The 19,798-nt window shown below is 65.6% G+C and carries 20 protein-coding genes; 10 read left to right on the top strand and 10 right to left on the bottom strand.

Annotated elements, in window-relative coordinates:
• Positions 1–65 precede the first annotated feature (65 nt).
• The 3 genes from BMZ21_RS18035 (at position 66) to BMZ21_RS18025 (ending at position 5,679) form a co-directional block, all read left to right on the top strand.
• Entirely contained in the window at positions 66–2,756 is a 2,691-nt protein-coding gene (locus BMZ21_RS18035) for an EAL domain-containing protein (RefSeq protein WP_091837265.1), read from the top strand.
• 227 nt (positions 2,757–2,983) lie between these two features.
• The gene (locus BMZ21_RS18030; protein WP_091837262.1) at positions 2,984–4,231 is read left to right on the top strand and encodes a putative DNA modification/repair radical SAM protein; all 1,248 of its coding nucleotides are present in this window, start codon (positions 2,984–2,986) and stop codon (positions 4,229–4,231) included.
• Positions 4,231–5,679 carry a UdgX family uracil-DNA binding protein gene (locus BMZ21_RS18025; protein ID WP_091837260.1) on the top strand — a complete coding sequence of 483 codons (1,449 nt, stop codon included), beginning with the start codon at positions 4,231–4,233 and terminating at the stop codon, positions 5,677–5,679. Before BMZ21_RS18030 ends, BMZ21_RS18025 begins: the two co-directional genes overlap by 1 nt.
• A gap of 37 nt (positions 5,680–5,716) precedes the next feature.
• Here the strand turns inward: BMZ21_RS18025 and BMZ21_RS18020 are convergent, their stop codons facing one another.
• The 4 genes from BMZ21_RS18020 to BMZ21_RS18005 are packed head-to-tail and all read right to left on the bottom strand — an operon-like array spanning position 5,717 to position 8,724.
• A complete protein-coding gene (locus BMZ21_RS18020) occupies positions 5,717–6,928 on the bottom strand; it encodes a CaiB/BaiF CoA transferase family protein (protein ID WP_091837257.1) in 1,212 nt (403 codons plus the stop codon).
• 1 nt (position 6,929) lies between these two features.
• The gene (locus tag BMZ21_RS18015) at positions 6,930–7,403 is read right to left on the bottom strand and encodes a MaoC family dehydratase (protein WP_091837254.1); all 474 of its coding nucleotides are present in this window, start codon (positions 7,401–7,403) and stop codon (positions 6,930–6,932) included.
• 8 nt (positions 7,404–7,411) lie between these two features.
• On the bottom strand, positions 7,412–7,780 hold the full coding sequence (locus tag BMZ21_RS18010; protein ID WP_091837252.1) for a VOC family protein: 369 nt from the start codon (positions 7,778–7,780) through the stop codon (positions 7,412–7,414).
• The gene (locus tag BMZ21_RS18005; protein ID WP_091837249.1) at positions 7,777–8,724 is read right to left on the bottom strand and encodes a ketopantoate reductase family protein; all 948 of its coding nucleotides are present in this window, start codon (positions 8,722–8,724) and stop codon (positions 7,777–7,779) included. Before BMZ21_RS18005 ends, BMZ21_RS18010 begins: the two co-directional genes overlap by 4 nt.
• Positions 8,725–8,820: 96 nt before the next feature.
• Here BMZ21_RS18005 and BMZ21_RS18000 point away from each other — a divergent pair, with 96 nt between their 5' ends.
• The 7 genes from BMZ21_RS18000 (at position 8,821) to BMZ21_RS17970 (ending at position 15,230) form a co-directional block, all read left to right on the top strand.
• On the top strand, positions 8,821–9,741 hold the full coding sequence (locus BMZ21_RS18000) for a LysR family transcriptional regulator (protein ID WP_091837247.1): 921 nt from the start codon (positions 8,821–8,823) through the stop codon (positions 9,739–9,741).
• Between the two features lie 146 nt (positions 9,742–9,887).
• Positions 9,888–11,024, top strand: a complete 1,137-nt coding sequence (locus tag BMZ21_RS17995) for an ABC transporter substrate-binding protein (protein WP_244543924.1) — start codon at positions 9,888–9,890, stop codon at positions 11,022–11,024.
• 57 nt (positions 11,025–11,081) lie between these two features.
• A complete protein-coding gene (locus BMZ21_RS17990) occupies positions 11,082–11,957 on the top strand; it encodes a branched-chain amino acid ABC transporter permease (protein ID WP_091837242.1) in 876 nt (291 codons plus the stop codon).
• Positions 11,954–12,967, top strand: coding sequence for a branched-chain amino acid ABC transporter permease (locus BMZ21_RS17985; RefSeq protein ID WP_091837240.1), 1,014 nt, complete (start codon positions 11,954–11,956; stop codon positions 12,965–12,967). Before BMZ21_RS17990 ends, BMZ21_RS17985 begins: the two co-directional genes overlap by 4 nt.
• Positions 12,964–13,707 (top strand): ABC transporter ATP-binding protein, encoded by a 744-nt coding sequence (locus BMZ21_RS17980; RefSeq protein ID WP_091837237.1) that lies wholly within the window; start codon positions 12,964–12,966, stop codon positions 13,705–13,707. Before BMZ21_RS17985 ends, BMZ21_RS17980 begins: the two co-directional genes overlap by 4 nt.
• Before the next feature lie 7 nt (positions 13,708–13,714).
• Entirely contained in the window at positions 13,715–14,446 is a 732-nt protein-coding gene (locus BMZ21_RS17975) for an ABC transporter ATP-binding protein (protein ID WP_091837235.1), read from the top strand.
• The gene (locus tag BMZ21_RS17970) at positions 14,439–15,230 is read left to right on the top strand and encodes an enoyl-CoA hydratase-related protein (RefSeq protein WP_091837233.1); all 792 of its coding nucleotides are present in this window, start codon (positions 14,439–14,441) and stop codon (positions 15,228–15,230) included. Before BMZ21_RS17975 ends, BMZ21_RS17970 begins: the two co-directional genes overlap by 8 nt.
• A gap of 24 nt (positions 15,231–15,254) precedes the next feature.
• On the opposite strand, the gene BMZ21_RS17965 is transcribed toward BMZ21_RS17970, so the two are convergent.
• The 6 genes from BMZ21_RS17965 to BMZ21_RS17940 form a co-directional block, all read right to left on the bottom strand.
• On the bottom strand, positions 15,255–16,289 hold the full coding sequence (locus BMZ21_RS17965) for a Gfo/Idh/MocA family protein (RefSeq protein WP_091838273.1): 1,035 nt from the start codon (positions 16,287–16,289) through the stop codon (positions 15,255–15,257).
• A gap of 11 nt (positions 16,290–16,300) precedes the next feature.
• Positions 16,301–16,750, bottom strand: coding sequence for a type II 3-dehydroquinate dehydratase (aroQ, locus tag BMZ21_RS17960; RefSeq protein ID WP_091837231.1), 450 nt, complete (start codon positions 16,748–16,750; stop codon positions 16,301–16,303).
• A 24-nt stretch (positions 16,751–16,774) separates the two neighbouring features.
• Positions 16,775–17,506 (bottom strand): amino acid ABC transporter ATP-binding protein, encoded by a 732-nt coding sequence (locus tag BMZ21_RS17955; protein ID WP_091838270.1) that lies wholly within the window; start codon positions 17,504–17,506, stop codon positions 16,775–16,777.
• Positions 17,507–17,577: 71 nt separating this feature from the next.
• Positions 17,578–18,405, bottom strand: coding sequence for a transporter substrate-binding domain-containing protein (locus BMZ21_RS17950; protein WP_199777430.1), 828 nt, complete (start codon positions 18,403–18,405; stop codon positions 17,578–17,580).
• Between the two features lie 56 nt (positions 18,406–18,461).
• Positions 18,462–19,103, bottom strand: a complete 642-nt coding sequence (locus BMZ21_RS17945) for an amino acid ABC transporter permease (RefSeq protein WP_091837227.1) — start codon at positions 19,101–19,103, stop codon at positions 18,462–18,464.
• A gap of 7 nt (positions 19,104–19,110) precedes the next feature.
• On the bottom strand, positions 19,111–19,779 hold the full coding sequence (locus BMZ21_RS17940; protein WP_091837225.1) for an amino acid ABC transporter permease: 669 nt from the start codon (positions 19,777–19,779) through the stop codon (positions 19,111–19,113).
• Between the last annotated feature and the right edge of the window lie 19 nt (positions 19,780–19,798).

The raw sequence follows: 19,798 nt of genomic DNA, 5'->3' as shown, positions 1-19,798 counted from the left end.
CGTCAGCTTTTCCGCGCTAGGGTCGGGATGACTGAACTCGATACCCGGCAGGGTGGCAGACGGACGTGACGCTGTATCGGCCACACCTGATTGCCTGCGGGCTGCTTGCGCTGGCCTGGCTGGTCGGCCTGCCCGCAGCATTCGCGGATCTCATCAGCGACAAGCGTTTCCTCTGGCCGAAGCGTCCGGCCAGCGAAACCATAGCGCTGGTCGAGATTGACGCCCCCTCGCTGGCGCGTATCGGCGTCTGGCCATGGCCGCGCCGCCATCATGCCAAGCTGATCGAGCAGCTCGAGACGGCAGGCGCCACCGAGATCCTTTTCGACGTCGACTTCAGCGCCCGCTCCAATCCCGTCGACGACGCGGCTTTCGCGGAGGCGCTGGCGAAGGCCGGTGGCTCCGTCGTGCTGCCGACCTTCCAGCAGAGAGCCGGCGACCTCAATCGCGGGCTCACATTGCATGTGAACCGGCCCTTGCCGGAGTTCGCGGCTCAAAGCTGGTCGGCCGTGGTGAATGTTCTGCCCGAGACGGACGGGCTGGTTCGCCGCTATGGTCTCGGCGCACGCATCGGCGAGTTCCTGCCGTCGTTCGGCGCGCTGCTGGTCGGCCGCCATGACGAGCAGGGCGCACCGTTCCGCATCGATTTCAGCATCGGCACCGATACGGTACCGGCCGTGTCCTACATCGCGGTGCTCGACGGCGAGCCACAGGCATTGGCGCGCCTCAAGGGGCGCAAGGTCATCGTCGCCGGAACGGCCGTCGAACTCGGCGACCGCTTCAACGTCCCCAATGGCCGCGTCATCCCGGGCTCCATGCTGCAACTGCTGGCTGCCGAATCGCTGCTGCAGGGTCGCGCCCTGCAGAGCACCGGCCTGCCGCTGTCGCTCGTCGGCATAGTCGCCATTCTCGTGGGGATGGTCGTGCTCTGGCGGCGCACCAGCGCAAGGGCGCGCGTCGCCATCGTGTTGTGGGCGGCGGCTTCACTGGAGGTCGGGGCGTTCCTCATCCAGACGACCTGGCCGATCATCGTGGACACGAGCAGTTGGCTCCTTCTGCTCGGCGCCTATCTGATCGCCATCGCGCTTCACGAAATCGACTTGCGCGGGCTGTTGCGCGGGATCGCCGAACGACGCTTCCAGCGTATCGCGATGTCGCTGGGCGATGGGCTCGTCTGCCTCGACGATCAAGGTCGCATCGTCTTCTGGAACCCCGGCGCGGCCAAGATATTCGGCTATCCGGAGGCGGATGCGCTCGACAAGCCTTTCACCGCCTGCCTTGCCGACCCGGAGCAGCTCGCCCGCCTGCAGCATGCCGCGGCGGTGGACGACCACATCCTCGATCTCGTCGGGCTCAGGCGCAACGGCGAGCGCTTTGCCCTCGAGGCGAGCGCCTCCAGCTGGCAGGGCACTGACGGGCGTCAGTTCGGCCTCGTCCTGCGCGACATCACCATCAAGCAGCGCGAGCGCGAACGGATTCGTTATCTGGCCGAGCATGACGACCTGACCGGGCTGCTCAACCGGCACACGCTCGGGGAGCGTCTGGCAGCAGAGTTCGATAAGGGCGGCGCGCCCGTATCGGCCTTGATCCTGATCGGCATCGACCGCTTCCATCACTTCAGCGACATCCATGGCCGGGAATTCGCTGATCAGGTGCTTGTCGCGTTCGCCGCACGGCTGCGCGCGCTGATGCCTGCCGATGCCGAGGCTGCTCGTTTCGCCGATGACGAGTTCGCTCTGATTGCGCCCAAGGAGTTCGCAGCAGCGGTGGCGAATGACGTTGCGCGTGATTTTGGGTCTGCCGCTCTTGTCTTCGGCGAATGGCGCCAGCGGGTGGCGGTACGCATCGGCTATGCCGTGGCAGAACCAGGCTGGAGTGCTGACCACCTGATCGGAAACGCCCATCTGGCACTCGAGGCAGCCATACTGGCCCGCGACGAGCAACCGATCGGTTTCGCAGCTGCCATGCGCGACAGGATCGCGTCGCAACTGGCGCTTGAAGCCGAGCTCCGCCTTGCCCTCGAGAAAAATCAGTTCGAGCTGTTCTACCAGCCGCAAGTGCTCCTTTCGGATCGGAGTGTGATCGGGGCGGAAGCACTGATCCGTTGGCGCCATCCCGTGCGCGGGCTGATCCCGCCGGGGCAGTTCATTCCGGTGCTGAACAATTCTCCTCTATCCGATGCGGTTGCGAACTGGGTTCTGGCCACGGCTTGCCAGCAGTCCCGGCAATGGCAGCTGGCGGGCACGCCGGTCCGGGTGGGCGTCAACCTGTCGCCCTCGCAATTGCAGGGCAGCGAGCTGCAGGACACGGTCGCCGCGCTTCTCGACGAAACCGGCCTCGCGCCGGAGCTGCTTGAACTGGAAGTCACCGAAGACATCCTGATCGAGGATGCCGAAAAGGCGCAGAAGACGTTCCGCGAAATCCGTGCGCGCGGCGTCAAGATCGCCTTCGACGATTTCGGGACCGGCTATGGCAGCCTGAGCTATCTCAAGGCGTTCCCGCTCGACACGTTGAAGATCGACCAGACCTTCGTGCGTCAGCTGCTGAATGACAGCGGCGACGCCGCCATCGTCCGCGCCACGATCGATCTCGGCCGCTCACTCGGCCTCTCGATCATCGCCGAAGGTATCGAGGACCTCGAAACGGCCAATCGCCTCAAGGGCATGGGCTGCGACGAAGGGCAAGGCTATCACTTCGGTCGGCCACTTTCCGCGCCTGAATTCGAACAGCTGTTCCTGGCGCGTCGGTCCGTCGCGTGACTTGAGCTGGCGGCCTGACTTGGCCTGACGAAAGCTCGCTCTTGGTCTACCGCGGAGGAACGTCCGGTTGCCGGCAGTTCGTCAACGAAAGCTCCTGGCGCATCGCTGATGCGATGGCGATTAGCGCGGAACATCCAACCACCTGAGAGCGAGGCTGCGACGATCGTGCGCTTTGGAACCTCTGGCGGACGGGATGGGTTTGCGTCATGATAGAACATATAGTGAACATGGAGGCTTGCTTGGCGCAGCTCACCACGCTTCAGAAGCTGGAAGTCCTCAGCGATGCCGCGAAGTACGACGCCTCCTGCGCGTCGAGCGGGACGGCGAAGCGCCATTCGGTCGGTGGGAAGGGCATCGGCTCGACCACGGGCTCGGGCATCTGCCATTCCTATGCGCCGGACGGGCGCTGCATCTCGCTGCTGAAGATCCTGCTGACCAATTTCTGCTCCTATGACTGCGTCTTCTGCATCAACCGCAGTTCGAGCAACGTCCAGCGGGCGCGCTTCTCGGTCGAGGAGGTCGTGGCGCTGACGCTGAATTTCTACAAGCGCAACTATATCGAGGGTCTGTTCCTCTCCTCCGGCATCATCCGCTCGCCGGACTACACCATGGGCGAACTGGTGCGTGTTGCCGAGAGCTTGCGGCTCGATCACGATTTCCGCGGCTACATCCATCTCAAGCTGATCCCGAGCGCGAGCCAGGAGCTGATCGACCGAGCGGCCCTGTTCGCAGACCGGGTCTCGATCAATGTGGAGCTGCCGAGCGAAACCTCGCTCAAGCGCTTTGCGCCGGAGAAGCAGCCGCTCGACATCCGCAGCGCCATGGGCGGGCTCAAGCTCAGGATCGACGAGGCCGCCGCCGAGCGCGAGCGCTCGAAACGGGCGCCGGCCTTCTCGCCGGCGGGGCAGAGCACGCAGATGATCGTCGGCGCCGACGATGCCACCGACGCGACCATCCTGCAGCGCAGCGCCAATCTCTATGGTGCCTATGGCCTGCGCCGGGTCTATTACTCCGCCTTCAGCCCGATCCCCGACTCGTCGAAGCAATTGCCGCTGTCGGAACCGCCGCTGATGCGCGAGCATCGCCTCTACCAGGCCGACTGGCTGACGCGCTTCTACGGCTTCGAGGTCGACGAGATCATGGACGCAGCGCCGGGCGGCATGCTCGACCTTGCCGTCGATCCCAAGCTCGCCTGGGCCTTGCGCCATCGCGGCCGCTTTCCCGTCGACGTCAACCGCGCCGAGCGCGAGATGCTGCTGCGCATTCCCGGGCTCGGCACGCGCAGCGTCGATCGCATCCTCGCCATGCGCCGCTTCCGGAGCTTGAGGCTGGAGGATGTCGGGCGGCTGGTGCGCTCCTTGCGCGTGCTCCGGCAGTTCATCGTCACCAGCGACTGGCGGCCGGGCGCTGCGCTTGACGGCGAGCGGCTGAAGGCGCAGCTGGCGCCGAAGCCGCAGCAACTGGCGCTGCTCTGATGTACGTCGCGCGTCTGTCCCATCCAGCCGATTTCGAGGGCTGGCGCGGCTTCGCCCGGCGCTTCGCGCAAGCGCTGGTCGCACCCTCGGCGATCGACTGGCGCGTCGGCGATAACGACACCGGCCTGTTCGGCGAGGATGTGGTCGAGGGCGGCGAGGGTAGGGCGCTCAGCGTGCCGCGCGCTTTCGTCGGGCTGGCGCAGCAGGTGATCTGCCATAGCGATCCCGCGCGCTTCGACCTGCTCTACCGCCTGCTTTGGCGCCTGCAGGAGGAGCGCGAGCTGCTCCAGATCGCCTCCGATCACGACGTCCATCGCGCCGAGGCGCTGGCGCGCTCGGTCCGGCGCGACATGCACAAGATGACCGCCTTCGTGCGCTTCCGCGAGGTCGATGACGGGGAGGGCGGCGAGGCCTTCGTCGCCTGGTTCGAGCCCGAGCATCACATCCTGGAGAAGGTCGCGCCCTTCTTCGTCGAGCGTTTCACGACGATGCGCTGGACGATCCTGACGCCACGCGGGACGCTGCTCTGGGACGGGCGCGAACTCAAGCTCGGCGAGGCGGCGACGCGGGCGCAGGCGCCGACCAGTGATGCGATGGAGGAGTGGTGGCGAACCTATTACGCCAGCATCTTCAACCCGGCCCGGCTGAAGCCGAAGGCGATGAGGGCCGAGATGCCCATGAAATACTGGCGGAACCTGCCGGAGGCCGAACTGATTGCTCCCCTGATTGCCGATGCCGCCAGGCGAACGCAGGAGATGATCATGAGCGCGCCGACATCACCCCAGAAGCGACGGCCTGCTCCGGCGCCGGACCTGGCCGCTGCCGACCTTTCGGCAATCGAGAGCTGGGAGGATGCGGCGTTCGCGGCGCGCTCCTGCCGGCGCTGCGATCTCTGGTGCGATGCGACACAGACGGTTTTCGGCGAAGGCCCGCGCAATGCGCCGGTGATCTTCGTCGGCGAGCAGCCAGGCGATCATGAGGATCTCGCCGGCAAGCCCTTTATCGGCCCGGCCGGCAAGGTCTTCGATCGCGCCATGGCGGATGCAGGGCTCGATCGCACCCGAGCCTATGTCACCAATGCGGTGAAGCATTTCAAATTCCAGCTGCGCGGCAAGCGGCGCATCCACGAGAAGCCGAATGCCGGCGAGGTCAAAGCCTGCCGCTTCTGGCTCGATCTCGAGCTCGGCTTCGTCAAGCCGCAGCTGGTGGTGGCGCTGGGCGCGACCGCGCTCAAGGCGTTGACCGGCCATGCCGGCCCGCTGGCGGCAGCACGCGGGCGCGAGCTTGCGCTGCCGGATGGGACGCCGCTGCTGGCGACCGTCCACCCGTCCTATCTGCTGCGCCTGCCGGACGAGGAGGCGAAAGAAAACGAGACCCGGCGCTTCCTCGACGATCTCAAGCATGTCGGCCGCCTCGCGCCGGGCTTGCGCCTGCCGAGAGCGGCTTGACCGGGGCCAACGCCGCCGACACGACCGGAGCGGTGTGTCAGCCGGCCGCCGGCTCGCTCGCCAGGACGTTCGCCCTCTGCATATCGGCGATCTCCTCTTCCCTGATGCCGAGCTCGCGAGCGATTTCGACATTGTGCTGACCGAGCAAGGGTGCGACCCGCTGGGGTGTCGTGTCACAGTCCGAGAACCGGAACGGCAGATTGGGAAGCCTGACTTTGCCGAGCACCGGATGGGTTTGCTCGAGCACCATGTTCCGCGCCGCGACCTGCGGATCCGCGAGCACCTGGTCGATCGTCTGCACGGGCGCAGACGGAACGGACGACGCGTCGAGAGCCGCAAGGCATTCGCGCGTCGTGCGTGCCGAGCTCCAGGCCTTCACCAGCGCGGTCGCCTCCCGGTAATGCGTTGCACGGCCGGTCGGCGTCGCAAATTTCGGGTCTAGCGCAGCGCCGCCGATCAGGCTCGCCAGTCGGGCCCAGGCGTCGTCAACCTGGGCGGCGATCACAATATAAGCGTCCGAGCTCGGGAAGACGCCATAGATCGGCGTTTCCGGCGAATCCGAGCCGGTGCGCTTCGGGAGTTCCTCTCCATCGGAGAAGGTGTAGCGCTGCACGGCATAATCATGGATCGAGATCATGCAGTCGTAGAGCGCCAGGTCGATATGCTGTCCCTTGCCGGTCGCGACGCGGCCCAGCAGGGCGGCGCAGATTGCGGCGACGCCGTGCATGCCGGCATACATGTCGGCGATCGGAATGCGCAGCAGCGGCGGCGCCTCCCCGTCCGTGCCGAGCTGCGCCATGGCGCCCGATTTCGCCTCGGCGATCAGGCCGAAGCCGGGCCTTGCGGCATCCGGCCCGGTGTGCCCGTAAGCGGATACCGAGCAATAGACCAGCCGGGGATTGCGCGCCGAGAGAGCCGCATAGCCGAGGCCGAGCTTTTCCAGCGCGCCGGGGCGGTAGTTCTCGACGAACACGTCCGCCGTCTCGACCAGCTTCATCATCAGGTCGAAGCCGCGCCGGTCCTTCATGTCGACGCAGATGCCGCGCTTGCCCATGTTCTGCTGAAGGAAATATCCGGATTGCCCGTCCTTGAAATAGCCGTGCGCGCGGCCGGCGTCGCCGCCGCCCGGGCGCTCGACCTTGATGACGTCGGCGCCCATCGCCGCCAGGCAACGCGACATGTGCGGCCCCGCCAGGAAGTGGCTGTAGTCGATCACGCGGATTCCGCTGAGGGGCAGGGTCTGTGGCATCTCAGGCCTCCGGCCGCTTCAGGATCATCAGCTTGTGCTCGCCGGTCTGCACGATCTCGCCCTTCTGGTTGATGAGGTCGGAGGCGATCGACACGATTCCCCAGCCCGGCTTGCGGGTTTCGCGCATGGAGGCAACGCGATACTTCACATGGATCGTGTCGTCGGCGCGGATGGGCAGTTTGAAATCCCAGTTCCAGCCGAGCGACGCGCCTGGCGGAAACTGCAGCGAGCCGCGCGTCTTCAGGCCGTCCGCGAGCGAGAGGCCGAAAAGGCCATGAGCGACGATGCCGCCGAAATGCGAAGCCTTGGCGAAGTCTTCGTCGACATGCACGGGCGTATGGTCGCCGCTCAGGTCGGCATACGCCTTGATCATCTCCTTGGTCACGGTGACTTCGGGCGTGATGCCTTCGTCGCCCACCTCGACCTCGTCGAAGTAGCGTTCATGCGCCTTTTTGGGCGGGCTCTTGGCGTCCATGGCAGACCTCAAAGCGTGGAGTAGACAGCGGGCGCCTCTGGGCCTGCCGGGAGGAGCTCGACGACGAAGCCATCGGGCAGCTTGAGCCAATGGCTTCCGCGCGGATCTGTGGTCACTTCGGAAAAGGCATGGGCGGCCGCAATGGCCGCCGCGACGTCGCCGCACCGGATCCCGACATGATCGGCATGGCCTCGCGCACCGTCGAAATCCGCAGCCGCGATCAGTTGCATGCCGCCGATCCAGACCTGCTTCGGATCCGCGCCGTCGCCGTCGACCTGCCGGACCCTCCATCCGAAGACGGCCTCGAAGAAGCGGATATGCCAGGCAAGATCGCGAACGCGAATCGCGACATGTTCGAGATAGGCCTGTGTCGTCATGCGGCGACCGCCCGTGCCGAGATGCCCGTTCTCGTCTCGACGCCCTTGACCAGCGCGACCAGCGTTGCGTTCACCGGGGTGGGAACACCCATCCGGCGTCCTTCCCGGACGACGGCACCGTTGATGAAATCGATCTCGGTCCGCCGGCCGTTTTCGAGGCTTTGCAGCATCGAGGTCTTGAACTCCGGCGGCAGGCCCGACGAGGCTTTTCTCCAGGGCGCGCGAGGGTCGCTCGTCGCCAGCCGGATTCCACAGGCCTGTGCCACCGCCATCGCCTCTGCGACCGCCGCGACGGCGGTCTCCTCGATCTCGGGCAATTGGTAGAGCTGGCCATAGGTCAGGCCGGTCACCGCCGCGAGCGCCCCTGTCGCAACATTGACGAGCAGCTTGTCCCAGATCACGGCGCGGATCTCGGCGCTGACGCGCGTGTCCAGGCCGGCCTCGGTCAATGCCTGCGCAAGAGCGGCGGCGCGTGGCGTTACCGCGCCGTCCATCTCGCCGATGATGGTTTCCTTGCCAGCGACGCCGCAGAGCACATGGCCTGGCCCGAGCATGACGCCGCCGGTATAGGTCCTGCCGGCGAGGACATGCCGCCGGCCCAGGATCGACGTCAGCAGTTCTTCCTGGCCGACGCCGTTCTGGAGAGAGATCACCAGCGTATCCGGCCCGACGATGCTGCGGGCGGCCGAGACCGCCGCCTCGGTATCGGGAGATTTGACGAGCACGAGGACGAGGTCGACGGGCGCCATCCCGGCGGTGTCGGTGGCGGCAGCCAGATGCACGATCCGATCATGGCCATCGCCCCTCAAGACGAGCCCGCGCTCGCGAATGGCATCGACATGTCCACGATTGCGGTTGACGAGCGTGACCTCGTGCCCAGCCTCGGCGAGCGTCCCTCCGATAGCGGAGCCAAGAGCTCCCGCGCCAAGGATGCAGATCCGCACTGTCGACCTTCCCAACCGATCCGATCGCGAAAGGGCTATGACCGCGCGAGTGAGCTGTCTATGTAATGAAGGAAATCACCATCATAGCTTTTTTCAATGAGCCAGAACGATATCGACGTCCTCGACCTGCGGCTTCTGCGCCTGTTCGATGCGATCCACGCCACCAGAAGCATTACCAAGGCCGCGGACGCGCTCGACCTGTCGCAGCCGACCGTTAGCATTGGTCTCGGCAAGCTCCGGCGCCATTTCGGCGATCCGCTCTTCGTGCGGACGCCGGACGGCATGCTGGCGACACCGCTCGCCGACGGCCTTATCGTCGCGGTTCGCGACGCGCTCCAGGCGCTGCGCCAGGTCTCGGAATGGCGGAACGCGTTCGACGCCGGGACCTCGTCCCGCTCATTCGTCATCGCGATGACCGACGCGAGTCACATCACCCTGCTTCCCGAGCTCCTGTCGGCAGCCTGGGAGATCGCGCCGAGCATTCGGCTGGACGTCACGCGGATCGACGACCGGTTGTCGGCCGCCCTGCAATCCGGCGATGTCGACCTGGCGCTGGGATTGATCCCGAGCCTCGAGAACGGCTTCTATCAGCAGAAGCTGTTCGAGCAGGACTGGATCTGTCTCGCGCGCCAAGGGCATCCGCAGCTGACGCAGGGGCTGTCGCTGCGCACATATCAGGCTGCGGCTCATATCGGCATCATCTACGGAACCGGACAGTTGCTGCTCGAGAAGGCACTGGCGAGCCACGGCATCGATCGCCGGATCGTCCTGCGTCTTCCCGGATTTCTGGGGCTCTCGTCGATCCTCGCGGATAGCGACCTCATCGCGACCCTGCCCCGCCATATCGGCACGACGCTCGCCAGGCTCGGCGGCCTTGCCGTTCACGAATGCCCGTTCGCCATCGACGGCTTCTTCGTCAAGCAGCATTGGCACGCCCGCTATCATCGGGATCCGGCGAACCAATGGCTCAGGTCGCTGTGCGCGCGGGTGTTCACCAGGCAGGCCGAGCGGAAGTGACATTGACTATCTCAATGACGATCATTGTCTTCATTGCATAGACATGGCGGCGACGCGCCCCGCTATTACCCTGAGAACGTCCAGTCGACAGATGCGGCATCGCCCGGCTCCTGTCGGCAAGAGACCAAGGGGAGGGTTCCATGACTCTGCGCAACCTGTTGCTGCCGTCGCTGTCAATCGTCGCCGTCGCGGCCTTCGCCGACCTGGCGCAGGCGCAGGTGAAGATCGCCTGTGTCAGCGAGCTTTCCGGGCCGGGAGCGACAGTCGGGATCAATTTCCGCAATGGGGCGAACCTCGCGATTGACGAGATCAACGCAGCCGGCGGGCTGCTCGGCCAGAAGATCGAGATGAACTGCGCCGACAGCCAGACCAATCCCGGCGTCGCGCGCGGCCTTGTGCAGAAGGCATTGGACGCAAATCCCTATGCGGTGCTCGGGCCGGTCTATTCGGGCTCCATCAAGGTCACCGCTCAGCTCACCTCGGAGTCGGGCGTCACCAACGTCATCGGCGGCGAAGCGGCCGAGCTGACGCAGATGGGGCTGAAGACGCTGATCAGGACATCGTTCGGCCAGCAGATCTCCATGCCGAAACTCGCAGCCTATATGGCCGACGATCTCAAGGCGAAGAATGTCGCGGTCATCTGGGTGAACAACGATTTCGGCAAGGGCGGCCGCGACGGCATCACCAAGGAGCTCAAGGCGCGCGGCGTGACGATCAGCGCCGACATTTCCACGGAGGCGGCGCAGGTCGATTTCGCGGCGGACGTCGCCAAGCTCAAGCAGGCCGAGGTCGACGCCGTCTTCATCTACCTCCACGAGGAGGAAAGCGCGCGCATCCTCAAGGAGATCCAGAAGCAGGGGATCAAGAAGCCGCTGATCGGTGAAACGACGCTGCTCAACCAGAAGGTGATCGAGCTCGCCGGCGACGCTGCCAACGGCGTCCGCGGCCATGTGGGTCTGACGGCTGACGCGCCGATCCCCTCGATCGAAGCCTATCGGCACAAATTCATGGCGAAGTACAACTACGTGCCGGACCACAATTCGATGAAGGGCTATCTCGGCATCTACACGATCAAGGCCGGCACGCAGAAAATGGGCAAGCTCGACCCCAAGGGTCTGACCGCAGCGCTCAAGGGCCTGTCGGTCAAGGCTGCCGACGAGCCCGGCATGCTGATGGACGTCAGCATCGACCAGAACGGCGATCTCGACCGGATCGGCTTCCTCGCCGAGGTCCAGAACGGCACCACCGTCATCACCAAGACCCTTCCCGCGCTGAAGCCGTAGCCCGGCCGGCGCCGCTCCGGGGGCGTCTCGGAAACCCCTCGCGTCTCGAACGAGCCCATGTCGACATTTTCAACCCTGATCGTCGGTGGGCTTGCCACCGGCGCGATCTACGCCGTCGTCGCGATCGGCTTCGCATTGCTCTGGCAGGCGTCACAAACCATCAATTTTGCCCAGGGCGAGTTCGTCATGCTGCCGGCGTTTTTCGCGTTGATCGCGATGGGCATGGGCGCGCCCTATTGGCTGGCCGCCCTGGTGACGATCGGCATGTCCGTCGTGATCCTCGGCGCGATGTTCAAGCAGATGCTCGTCGATCCCATGATCAAGCACGGCGTCCTGCCCATGGCGATCGCGACGATGGCGCTGGCGATCTTCATGAAGGAAAGCGTCAAGGATCTCTACAGCGCCGAAGCCTACCCGTTTCCCTCGCTGGTCCCCGACAGGAACCTCGCCATTCTCGGCGCCAACATCTCGCTGCAGCACATCGGCATCATCGTCACCGCGATCGGCGCGATCATCGGCCTGACCCTGCTGCTCGAGCGCACCTCCATCGGGCGCCAGATGCAGGCGACGGCGCAGAACCCGACCGTGGCGCGGCTGCTCGGCATTCCGGTCGAGCGCATGATCCTGCTGACCTTCGTCATCAACGCGGTGCTCGTCTCGATCGCCTCGCTGCTCGTCACGCCGATCTATCTGGCGAAATTCTCCAGCGGCGAGACCCTTGGTCTTGCGGCGTTCATCGCCGCCATCATCGGCGGGTTCAACCAGCTCCGCGGCGCCATCATCGGCGGTTTCCTGCTCGGCGTCGTCGACAATCTGGCCGCCGCCTACATCTCCACCCAGTACCGCAGCGCGGTGCCGCTCTTCATCCTGATCGCCGTGATCCTGTTCCGCCCGCACGGGATCGCAGGACGCAAGGAGGAGCGGACGGTATGATCGCCTTGCTGCGCTCCCGCCCCGCCGCTTGCGCCCTTGCGATCGGGGTGGCCTGTATCCTGCTTTTCCTGCCGCTGACGCTCTCGCGGTTCGGCAACTACATGCTCGCCATGTGGGCGGTCATGACCATCGCGGCGATGGGGCTCAACCTGACGCTCGGCTATGCCGGCCAGGTGTCGCTCGCGCAGGGCGCCTTCGTCGGCATCGGCGCCTACGCCACGGCGATCATGACGGTGAATGGCTGGCCGCTCTATGCGCCCCTGCTGCTGACCGTCGCGCTGTGCTTCGCGATCGGCTGGCTGCTCGGCTATCCGGCCTTACGTGTCCAGCATCATTACCTCGCCTTCGTCACCCTGTCCTTCGCGACGCTGGCCTACCTCGTCTTCCGCAACGAGGAGTGGCTGACCAAGGGCACTTACGGGATCTTCGGCATTCCGCGTCCGACCCTCTTCGGGGTCTCGCTCAAGCACCACCTGAACTTCTATTATTTCTCGCTCGCCTGGCTCGTGATCTGCGCCGGCCTGATGCTGTGGCTGGTCAATTCCCCCTGGGGACGCGCCTTCACTGCTCTGCGTGAAAACCCTGCGCGGGCGCAGTCCCTCGGCGTTGACACCCGCCGCTACACGCTGATGGCCTTCGCGATCGGCTCGACGATGGGCGGGGTGGCGGGCGTGCTCTACGCGCCGCTGGTCGAGTTCATCGATCCCAACCCGTTCGGCCTGCCGCTATCCTTCAGCCTGCTTCTGATGGTGATCGTCGGCGGCTCCGGCTATTTCCTCGGGCCGGCGCTCGGAGCCCTGATCGCCGTCCTCCTGCCCGAATGGCTGCGCGACTACACGCAAGGGTACTATCTCATCGCCTATGCGCTGCTGGTCATGGTCCTGCTGATCTACTCGCCTTCGGGCATCCTCGGCTGGGTCGAGCGCCGGACGGCGGACGCACGCACCCGCCGCGCTTCGCTCGCCCGTCAGGCGGCCGTTCCGACCTATGATGCAGGCAGCGCCTCATGACCAAGGTTCTGGAGATCCACGGCATCAAGAAGCATTTCGGCGGCATACGCGCCGTGGATGGCGTCAGCTTCGATGTCAACAAGGGCGAGATCCTCGGCCTGATCGGCCCGAATGGCTGCGGCAAGTCGACCTTGTTCAACGCGGTCCTCGGTCAGCTCGAGCCGACCGCCGGCCGCGTGATGCTGGATGGACACGACATCACCGGCATGAGGCCGGCCAGGCTGAGCCGGCTTGGCGTCAGCCGGACGTTCCAGCTTCTCCAGGTCTTCCCGGAGATGTCGGTGCGCGAGAATCTGATCCTGGCCGGACAGGAGCATCGCGGCACGATGGTCAGCCGGCTGTTCGGGCCGCGCGATGCCGGCCTCGGCGAGGCGGCGGACCGGATGATCGCATTCTTCAAGATGTCGCATCTGGCCGGCGAGAAGGCCGGCGGCCTGTCCTACGGCCAGCAGAAGCTCCTGGACGCGGCGATGGCCTTCATGGCGGGCCCGCGCCTCGTCCTCCTCGACGAGCCGGCCGGCGGCGTCAACCTCACCATGCTGGGCGCGCTGAAAGAGCGGTTGCGGGCGATCAACAGCGAGCTCGGCGCCACCTTCGTCGTCATCGAGCACAATATGGAGTTCGTCATGAGCCTCTGTCAGCGCGTCGTGGTGATGGCGGAGGGACGCGTTCTGGCCATCGGCACTCCGGCCGAGATCAGGGCGAACCCGGCCGTGATCGATGCCTATCTCGGACATTGATCCTTCGATGAGCGAACCCGTCCTGGCCCTCGAGAACGTCACCGCCGGATACGGCAGGATGACCATTCTCAACGGCACGACATTCTCGGTCCCGCGCGGCGGAATCACGACGGTGATCGGACCGAACGGGGCCGGCAAGTCGACCGTCTTCAAGACGATCTTCGGCATGCTGCCCGCGCGCGCCGGCAGGATCGGCTTCGAGGGGAGGGATATCACCAACCTGCCGCCCCGCGACCTGCTGGCGGCGGGGATCTGCTATATCCCCCAGGGGCGCAACATCTTCCCGCAGCTCTCCGTGCGCCATAACATCGAGCTCGGCGCCGTGACGGCGGCGCGACGCCTCGACGATCTGCCGCGACGGATCGAGCGCGCGTTCGAGCGGTTTCCGGCACTGCGCGAAAAGGCGTCCGTCCAGGCATCCACCCTCTCCGGCGGGCAGCAGAAGCAGCTCGAGATCGCGCGCGGCCTCCTGCTCGATCCCAAGCTGATCCTGATCGACGAGCCGTCGATCGGCCTGTCTCCGAAACTCGTCCAGGAAACCTTCGCCGCCTTGCAGGAATTGCGCGCCGCCGGCGTCACGATCCTGCTGATCGAGCAGAATGCGCGTTCGGCTCTGGAGATATCCGATCACGCGCTGGTGCTGGAGCTCGGGCAGGCACGGATCTTCGGGCCGGCGAAGGAGATCCTGCACGATCCTCGCGTCGCCGAACTGTTCCTGGGCGGCCTGGCGCATGACTGACCTGACCAGCCTCGAACACATCCTCGTCGAGGTCGAGGGGCCGCTGCTGTGGATCACCCTCAACCGCCCCGAGGTTCGCAATGCGCTCCATCCGTCGGCGCACCGCGAACTCCACCGCATTTTCGACGCCTATGCCGCCGACCCCACCTTACGCGTCGCGATCCTGACGGGCGCAGGCGAGCGCGCCTTCTGCGCCGGCAGCGACATCAAGGCCCGGGCCCGGACCAATGCCGACGACTATCCGCCGACCGGCTATGCAGGACTGACCGCTCGCTTCGATCTCGACAAGCCCGTCATCGCTGCGGTGAACGGGTTCGCCCTGGGCGGCGGGGCCGAAATCGTGCTCGCCTGCGACATGGCCTATGCGGCCGACCATGCCGAGTTCGGGTTCCCGGAGCCTCGCGTCGGATTGGCCGCGCTCGGCGGCGGCGGCCTGCAGCGCCTCGCGCGCAGCCTGCCGACCAAGTTCGCCATGGATCTCGCCCTGACGGGCCGGCGGGTTTCGGCCGCGGAAGCGAAGGTCCTCGGCCTGATCAACGATCACGTCCCTGCAGCGGAACTGCGCAGCAAGGTGCGCGACGTCGCCCACATGATCGTCGCCAATGGCCCGCTGGCGATCGAAGCGTCCAAGGCCATCATCCGCGACAGCCTCGCCAGCCCCGATCTCGCGGCCTCGATGAGCCGTTCCTACCCGGCGGCGATCCGGATGCTTGAAAGCCGTGACGCGATCGAGGGCCAGAGCGCCTTCCTGGAGCGCCGGGAGCCGAACTGGCTGTACGAGTAGCCGCGCGGGGCACACCGAGAGGCATCAACCGAGCGAGACGGTCGTCCCGGTTGCCGCCGAGCGCTTGACGGCGTCGATGACGGCGAGCGTCGCCAGGCCTTCACGCCCGGAGGCGATCGGTGCGGCGCCATTGCGAATGACATCGCAGAAGTGCCGGATCTGGAGCTTGAGCGGGTCCTCGGGGACGAACGGCACCCGCTCGCGCTGCAATGGCTCCCACCAGCTGCGCTTGTCGCGGTTCGACCAGACCTCGAGCTGTGGCACCGTCAGGGCTCCATGGGTGCCGCCGATCTGATAGCAGCCCTGGTCCTGCTGCGGATAGACGGGGTTCTCCCCGGTGGTGAGCTCCCAGTTCCACGGCGCCACGATCGAATCCGAGACGTTAACCGTGCCCAGCGCGCCGCTGGCGAAGCGGAGCAGGATGACGGCCGTCTCCTCGACGGCATGCCCTCGGACGGCGTTCGAGCTTTGCGCCTGCACGGAGACGACTTCGCCGCAGAGGTAGCGGAACAGATCGACATCATGGATCAGGTTGAGGAGCACGGGACCCGCGCCTTCCTCCCGCCGCCAGCCGACATCGAAATAGTCATCCGGCTTCATCAGCCAGAAATGTCCGTGCAGGGACAGGACGCGGCCGAGCCTGCCGCTGTTGATGATTTCCTTGGCCTTGGCGATCATGGGGTTGTAGCGACGGTGATGGCCGACCAGGAGCGGAACCGAAGCCCGCTCCGCAGCCTCCACCAGCCTGGCGCCGCCGGCCAGATCGTCGGCGATCGGCTTTTCGACGATGGCGGGGATGCCGGCCTCGATCGCTTCCAGCCCGTTCGCGACGTGGAGCTGGTTCGGGGTCGCGATGATCACGCCTTCCGGCCGATCCTCGGCGATCATATCGCCAAAGCTGCGATACCAGCGCGCGCCCAGCCGCTCGGCCAATGTCCTGCCGATCTCGGACGGATCGACGATGGCGCAGAGCGTGGCGCCGGCTTCGCTGGCGACGTGCTCGGCGTGACGCTTGCCGATCAGCCCGGCTCCCATCACCGCGATCTTCACGGGCGTCATCGGATCGATCCTCACGCGGCCTTCTCGTCGATGAGCCTGGCGACGCGCCGCAAAGCGAGCTGGTAGCCCTGCGTGCCGAAGCCGGCGATGACGCCGTCGGCGCGCAGCGAGACATAGGAATGGTGCCGGAAGGCCTCGCGCTTGTGCACGTTCGAGATGTGGCACTCGATGACGGGCGCCTCGAAGGTGTTCAACGCGTCGAGGATCGCGACCGAGGTATGGGTGAAGGCAGCCGGGTTGATGACGATGCCGCCGGCGGTCTCACGCGCCTCGTGGATCCAGTCGATGATCTCGTATTCGCGATTGGACTGGTGAAAGCGCAGCTCGAGCTTCAGTTCCTCGGCAAGCTTGCGGCAGTCGCGCTCGACATCGGCCAGCGTCTCATGGCCATAGATGTGCGGCTGGCGCTTGCCGAGCAGGTTGAGGTTCGGTCCGTTCAGGACATAGACGAGGCGTGACATCTGCGATCCGTTCAGTTGGGGTTGTCAGTGCTTGTGCAGGATTTCGCCGAGAAACCGCCGGGTCCGTTCGTGACGCGGATTGCCGAAGAACTCTTCCGGCGGCGCCTCCTCGACGATCGCGCCCGAGGCCATGAAGATGACGCGGTTCGCCACCTGCCGGGCAAAACCCATCTCATGAGTGACGCAGATCATGGTCATGCCCTCCTCGGCAAGCGCGATCATGGTGTCTAGCACCTCCTTGACCATCTCCGGGTCGAGCGCCGAGGTCGGTTCGTCGAACAGCATCACCTTGGGTCTCATGCAGAGCGCCCGCGCGATGGCGACGCGCTGCTGCTGGCCGCCGGAGAGTTGCGCCGGATATTTCTCCGCCTGTTCGAGGATCTTCACGCGGCCGAGCAGTTGCCGGGCGGTCGCCTCGGCCTCCGCCTTGCTCACCCCGAGCGAGCGCATCGGCGCCAGCATGCAGTTCTGCAGCACGCTCAGATGCGGGAACAGGTTGAAATGCTGGAAGACCATGCCGACCTCGCGGCGCACCGCGTCGATCGTCTTCGCATCGTCTCCGAGCTTGGTGCCGCCGACCCGGATCTCGCCCTTCTGGTAGCCTTCCAGATGGTTGATGCAGCGGATCAGCGTCGATTTGCCGGACCCTGACGGCCCGCAAAGCACAATGCGCTCGCCTTTGCGGACCGCGAGATTGATGTCGGTCAGGGCCTTGAACTCGCCATACCATTTCTCGACATGGTTCATCGCGATCATGGCGTCCGCCCCGCCCAAGGGCGCTTCGGCATTCGGCTGGTTCATGGCCCCGGTTCCGATCGGTCGCTCGCTCAGCTCACGACGAAGGGCACGCCTTCGACGCTGGCCGGGAATTCGGGCAGGGGCACCTTCATCCAGGTGGCATAGGCCTTGGCGAGCTCGCCATTGGCCTTGATCTTGTCGATGAAGCTGTTGAGCGTCGCGTTGATCTCCTTTTCGCCGAGGCGGGTGCAGGCGCCGTTGTAGAGGCGCTGGAATTCGAGCTTGTCCTCGAAGGTATCGGGCTTTTGCGCGTTGAGCCGCTGGACATAGAACATGTTGGCACCGACCGCCTGCACCTGGCCGGACAACAGCGCCTGGAGGGTTGCGGCGTCGTCGTCATAGCGGCGGATCGTCGTGCCCTCGGGCGCATTCTTGGTGATCTGCGTGTCCTGCGTGCTGGATCGAGGCACGCCGATCACCAGCTTGCCCATATCCGCATTGGTCTTGACGACGGTGCTCTTCGCCGCGACCAGCGTGATGTAGTTAGCCGCGTAAGGCTTGCTGTACTGAACGGCCTTGGCGCGCTCGGGCAGCATCGCCATGGTGGCGAACAGCACGTCGACGCGGCCCGCGGTCAGTGCCGGAATCCGATTGGCAACTGCGAGCGGCGTGAACTCGACCTGGACGCCGAGCTCCTTGGCGAAGAGCTCGCCCATCGCAGCGTCGAGACCTTCCTGCTTGCCGCTGGTATTCACAAAGCCGAAGGGCGGGTTGTCGCCCTGGATGCCGACGATCACCTTGCCGCGCTTCTTGATCTCATCCGGCGTGGTGGCGAAGGCCGCGCGGGTGAGCACGGCCGGCATCGCGAGGCTGACCGCTCCGGTCACGAGCAGGCTGCGGCGGGTGGGCTTGAAGATCGACATGTTTCTCTCCCTTGGTCGTTGTTGACGGGTAGGCGGTGAAGGAGGTCTGCTCAGCGCGTGGCGATGGCCATGCGCCGCTCCAGATGCGAGCCGTAGAGCGAAAGCGGCCAGCACAGCAGGAAGTAGAGTGCGCCGACGATCCCGAAGACGAGCAGCGGCTGGAAGATCTGGTTGGAGACGATGTTGCCGGCGCGCGTCAGCTCGGTGAAGCCGACGATGGCGGCGAGCGAGGTGCCCTTGATCAGCTGGACCAGGAAGCCGATCGTCGCCGGCAGCGAGATGCGGATCGCCTGCGGCAGGATCACGTCCTTCATCCGCCAGACATAGTGCAGGCTCAGCGCCTTGGCGGCCTCGGTCTGCCCCTTCGGCACGGCCTCGATCGAACCGCGCCAGATCTCGCCGAGATAGGCGCTGGCATGGAGCGTGAAGCCGATCGCGACGGCGACCCAGGCATCGAGCTTCAGCCCCACAAGCGCCAGCCCGTAATAGACGACGAAGAGCTGCATCAGCAGCGGCGTGCCCTGGAACAGGGCGATATAGCCGGCCGTGATCCGCTCGAGCAGCGGCCGGCCGGAGGTCCGTGCCAGCGCGATGGCGAGCCCGAAGACGCCGCCGCCGATGAAGCCGACGATGGACAGCAGCACGGTCCATTTCAGGCCGGTGAGCAGGAAGAGGAACTCGTTCGCACCCATCGCGCCCTCACTTCACCGGATAGCTGAAGTAACGGGTCGAGATCGCCGCGAAGAAGCGCATCATCACCCAGGAGATGACGAGGTAGAACAGCGTGATCGTGCCGTAGACCTCAAAGGAGCGGAAACTGTCGGACTCGATGCGCTGCGCCACCGAAGTCAGCTCATAGGCCGAAATCGCCGAGGCGACAGACGTGGTCAGCGTCAGCAGCACGAACTGGCTGGTCAGCGACGGGAAGATCGCCCTGAGTGCCGGCTTCAGCACGATCAGCCGGAAGACCTGCGCCTTGTGCAGGCCGAGCGCGAGGCCAGCCTCGATCTGGCCCTTGCCGATCGACTGCACGCCGCCGCGGATGATCTCGATCGCATAGGCCCCGCCATTGATGCCGAGCGCGATGATCGCGGTGGGCGTCGGATCGAGCCTCACGCCCGCCAGCGGCAGCGCGAAATAGATGAAGAAGATCTGGACCAGGAAGGGCGTGTTGCGGATCAGCTCTACGAAGGCCTTCACCAGCCAGCGCACCGGAGCGATCTTCGAGTCGCGCAGTATCACGCCGCCGACGCCGATGACGATGGCGAGCGCCATCCCGCCCAAAGCGAGGCCGAAAGTGCCCAGGCACGCCATGAGCAGGGCCGGCATGCCTTCGATCACAGGCGTGAAATCGAGCGTGTAGTTCATAACCTCTCCCGGGACGGCC

The sequence above is a fragment of the Allobosea lupini genome, assembly GCF_900109525.1.
In the GTDB taxonomy this organism is placed as follows: domain Bacteria; phylum Pseudomonadota; class Alphaproteobacteria; order Rhizobiales; family Beijerinckiaceae; genus Allobosea; species Allobosea lupini.
This window is presented reverse-complemented; position numbering and strand designations above follow the sequence as displayed.

Coding starts and splice junctions, on each gene's coding strand:
- BMZ21_RS18010 (WP_091837252.1), bottom strand. CDS start 7,780: ATGACGACACAGGCCTATCTCGAACATGTCGCGATTCGCGTTCGCGAT.
- aroQ (WP_091837231.1), bottom strand. CDS start 16,750: ATGTCACGCCTCGTCTATGTCCTGAACGGACCGAACCTCAACCTGCTC.
- BMZ21_RS17940 (WP_091837225.1), bottom strand. CDS start 19,779: ATGAACTACACGCTCGATTTCACGCCTGTGATCGAAGGCATGCCGGCC.
- BMZ21_RS17955 (WP_091838270.1), bottom strand. CDS start 17,506: ATGATCGCGATGAACCATGTCGAGAAATGGTATGGCGAGTTCAAGGCC.
- BMZ21_RS17945 (WP_091837227.1), bottom strand. CDS start 19,103: ATGGGTGCGAACGAGTTCCTCTTCCTGCTCACCGGCCTGAAATGGACC.
- BMZ21_RS18020 (WP_091837257.1), bottom strand. CDS start 6,928: ATGCCACAGACCCTGCCCCTCAGCGGAATCCGCGTGATCGACTACAGC.
- BMZ21_RS17970 (WP_091837233.1), top strand. CDS start 14,439: ATGACTGACCTGACCAGCCTCGAACACATCCTCGTCGAGGTCGAGGGG.
- BMZ21_RS17985 (WP_091837240.1), top strand. CDS start 11,954: ATGATCGCCTTGCTGCGCTCCCGCCCCGCCGCTTGCGCCCTTGCGATC.
- BMZ21_RS18015 (WP_091837254.1), bottom strand. CDS start 7,403: ATGGACGCCAAGAGCCCGCCCAAAAAGGCGCATGAACGCTACTTCGAC.
- BMZ21_RS17965 (WP_091838273.1), bottom strand. CDS start 16,289: ATGACGCCCGTGAAGATCGCGGTGATGGGAGCCGGGCTGATCGGCAAG.
- BMZ21_RS18025 (WP_091837260.1), top strand. CDS start 4,231: ATGTACGTCGCGCGTCTGTCCCATCCAGCCGATTTCGAGGGCTGGCGC.
- BMZ21_RS17975 (WP_091837235.1), top strand. CDS start 13,715: ATGAGCGAACCCGTCCTGGCCCTCGAGAACGTCACCGCCGGATACGGC.
- BMZ21_RS17990 (WP_091837242.1), top strand. CDS start 11,082: ATGTCGACATTTTCAACCCTGATCGTCGGTGGGCTTGCCACCGGCGCG.
- BMZ21_RS18000 (WP_091837247.1), top strand. CDS start 8,821: ATGAGCCAGAACGATATCGACGTCCTCGACCTGCGGCTTCTGCGCCTG.
- BMZ21_RS18030 (WP_091837262.1), top strand. CDS start 2,984: ATGGAGGCTTGCTTGGCGCAGCTCACCACGCTTCAGAAGCTGGAAGTC.
- BMZ21_RS17980 (WP_091837237.1), top strand. CDS start 12,964: ATGACCAAGGTTCTGGAGATCCACGGCATCAAGAAGCATTTCGGCGGC.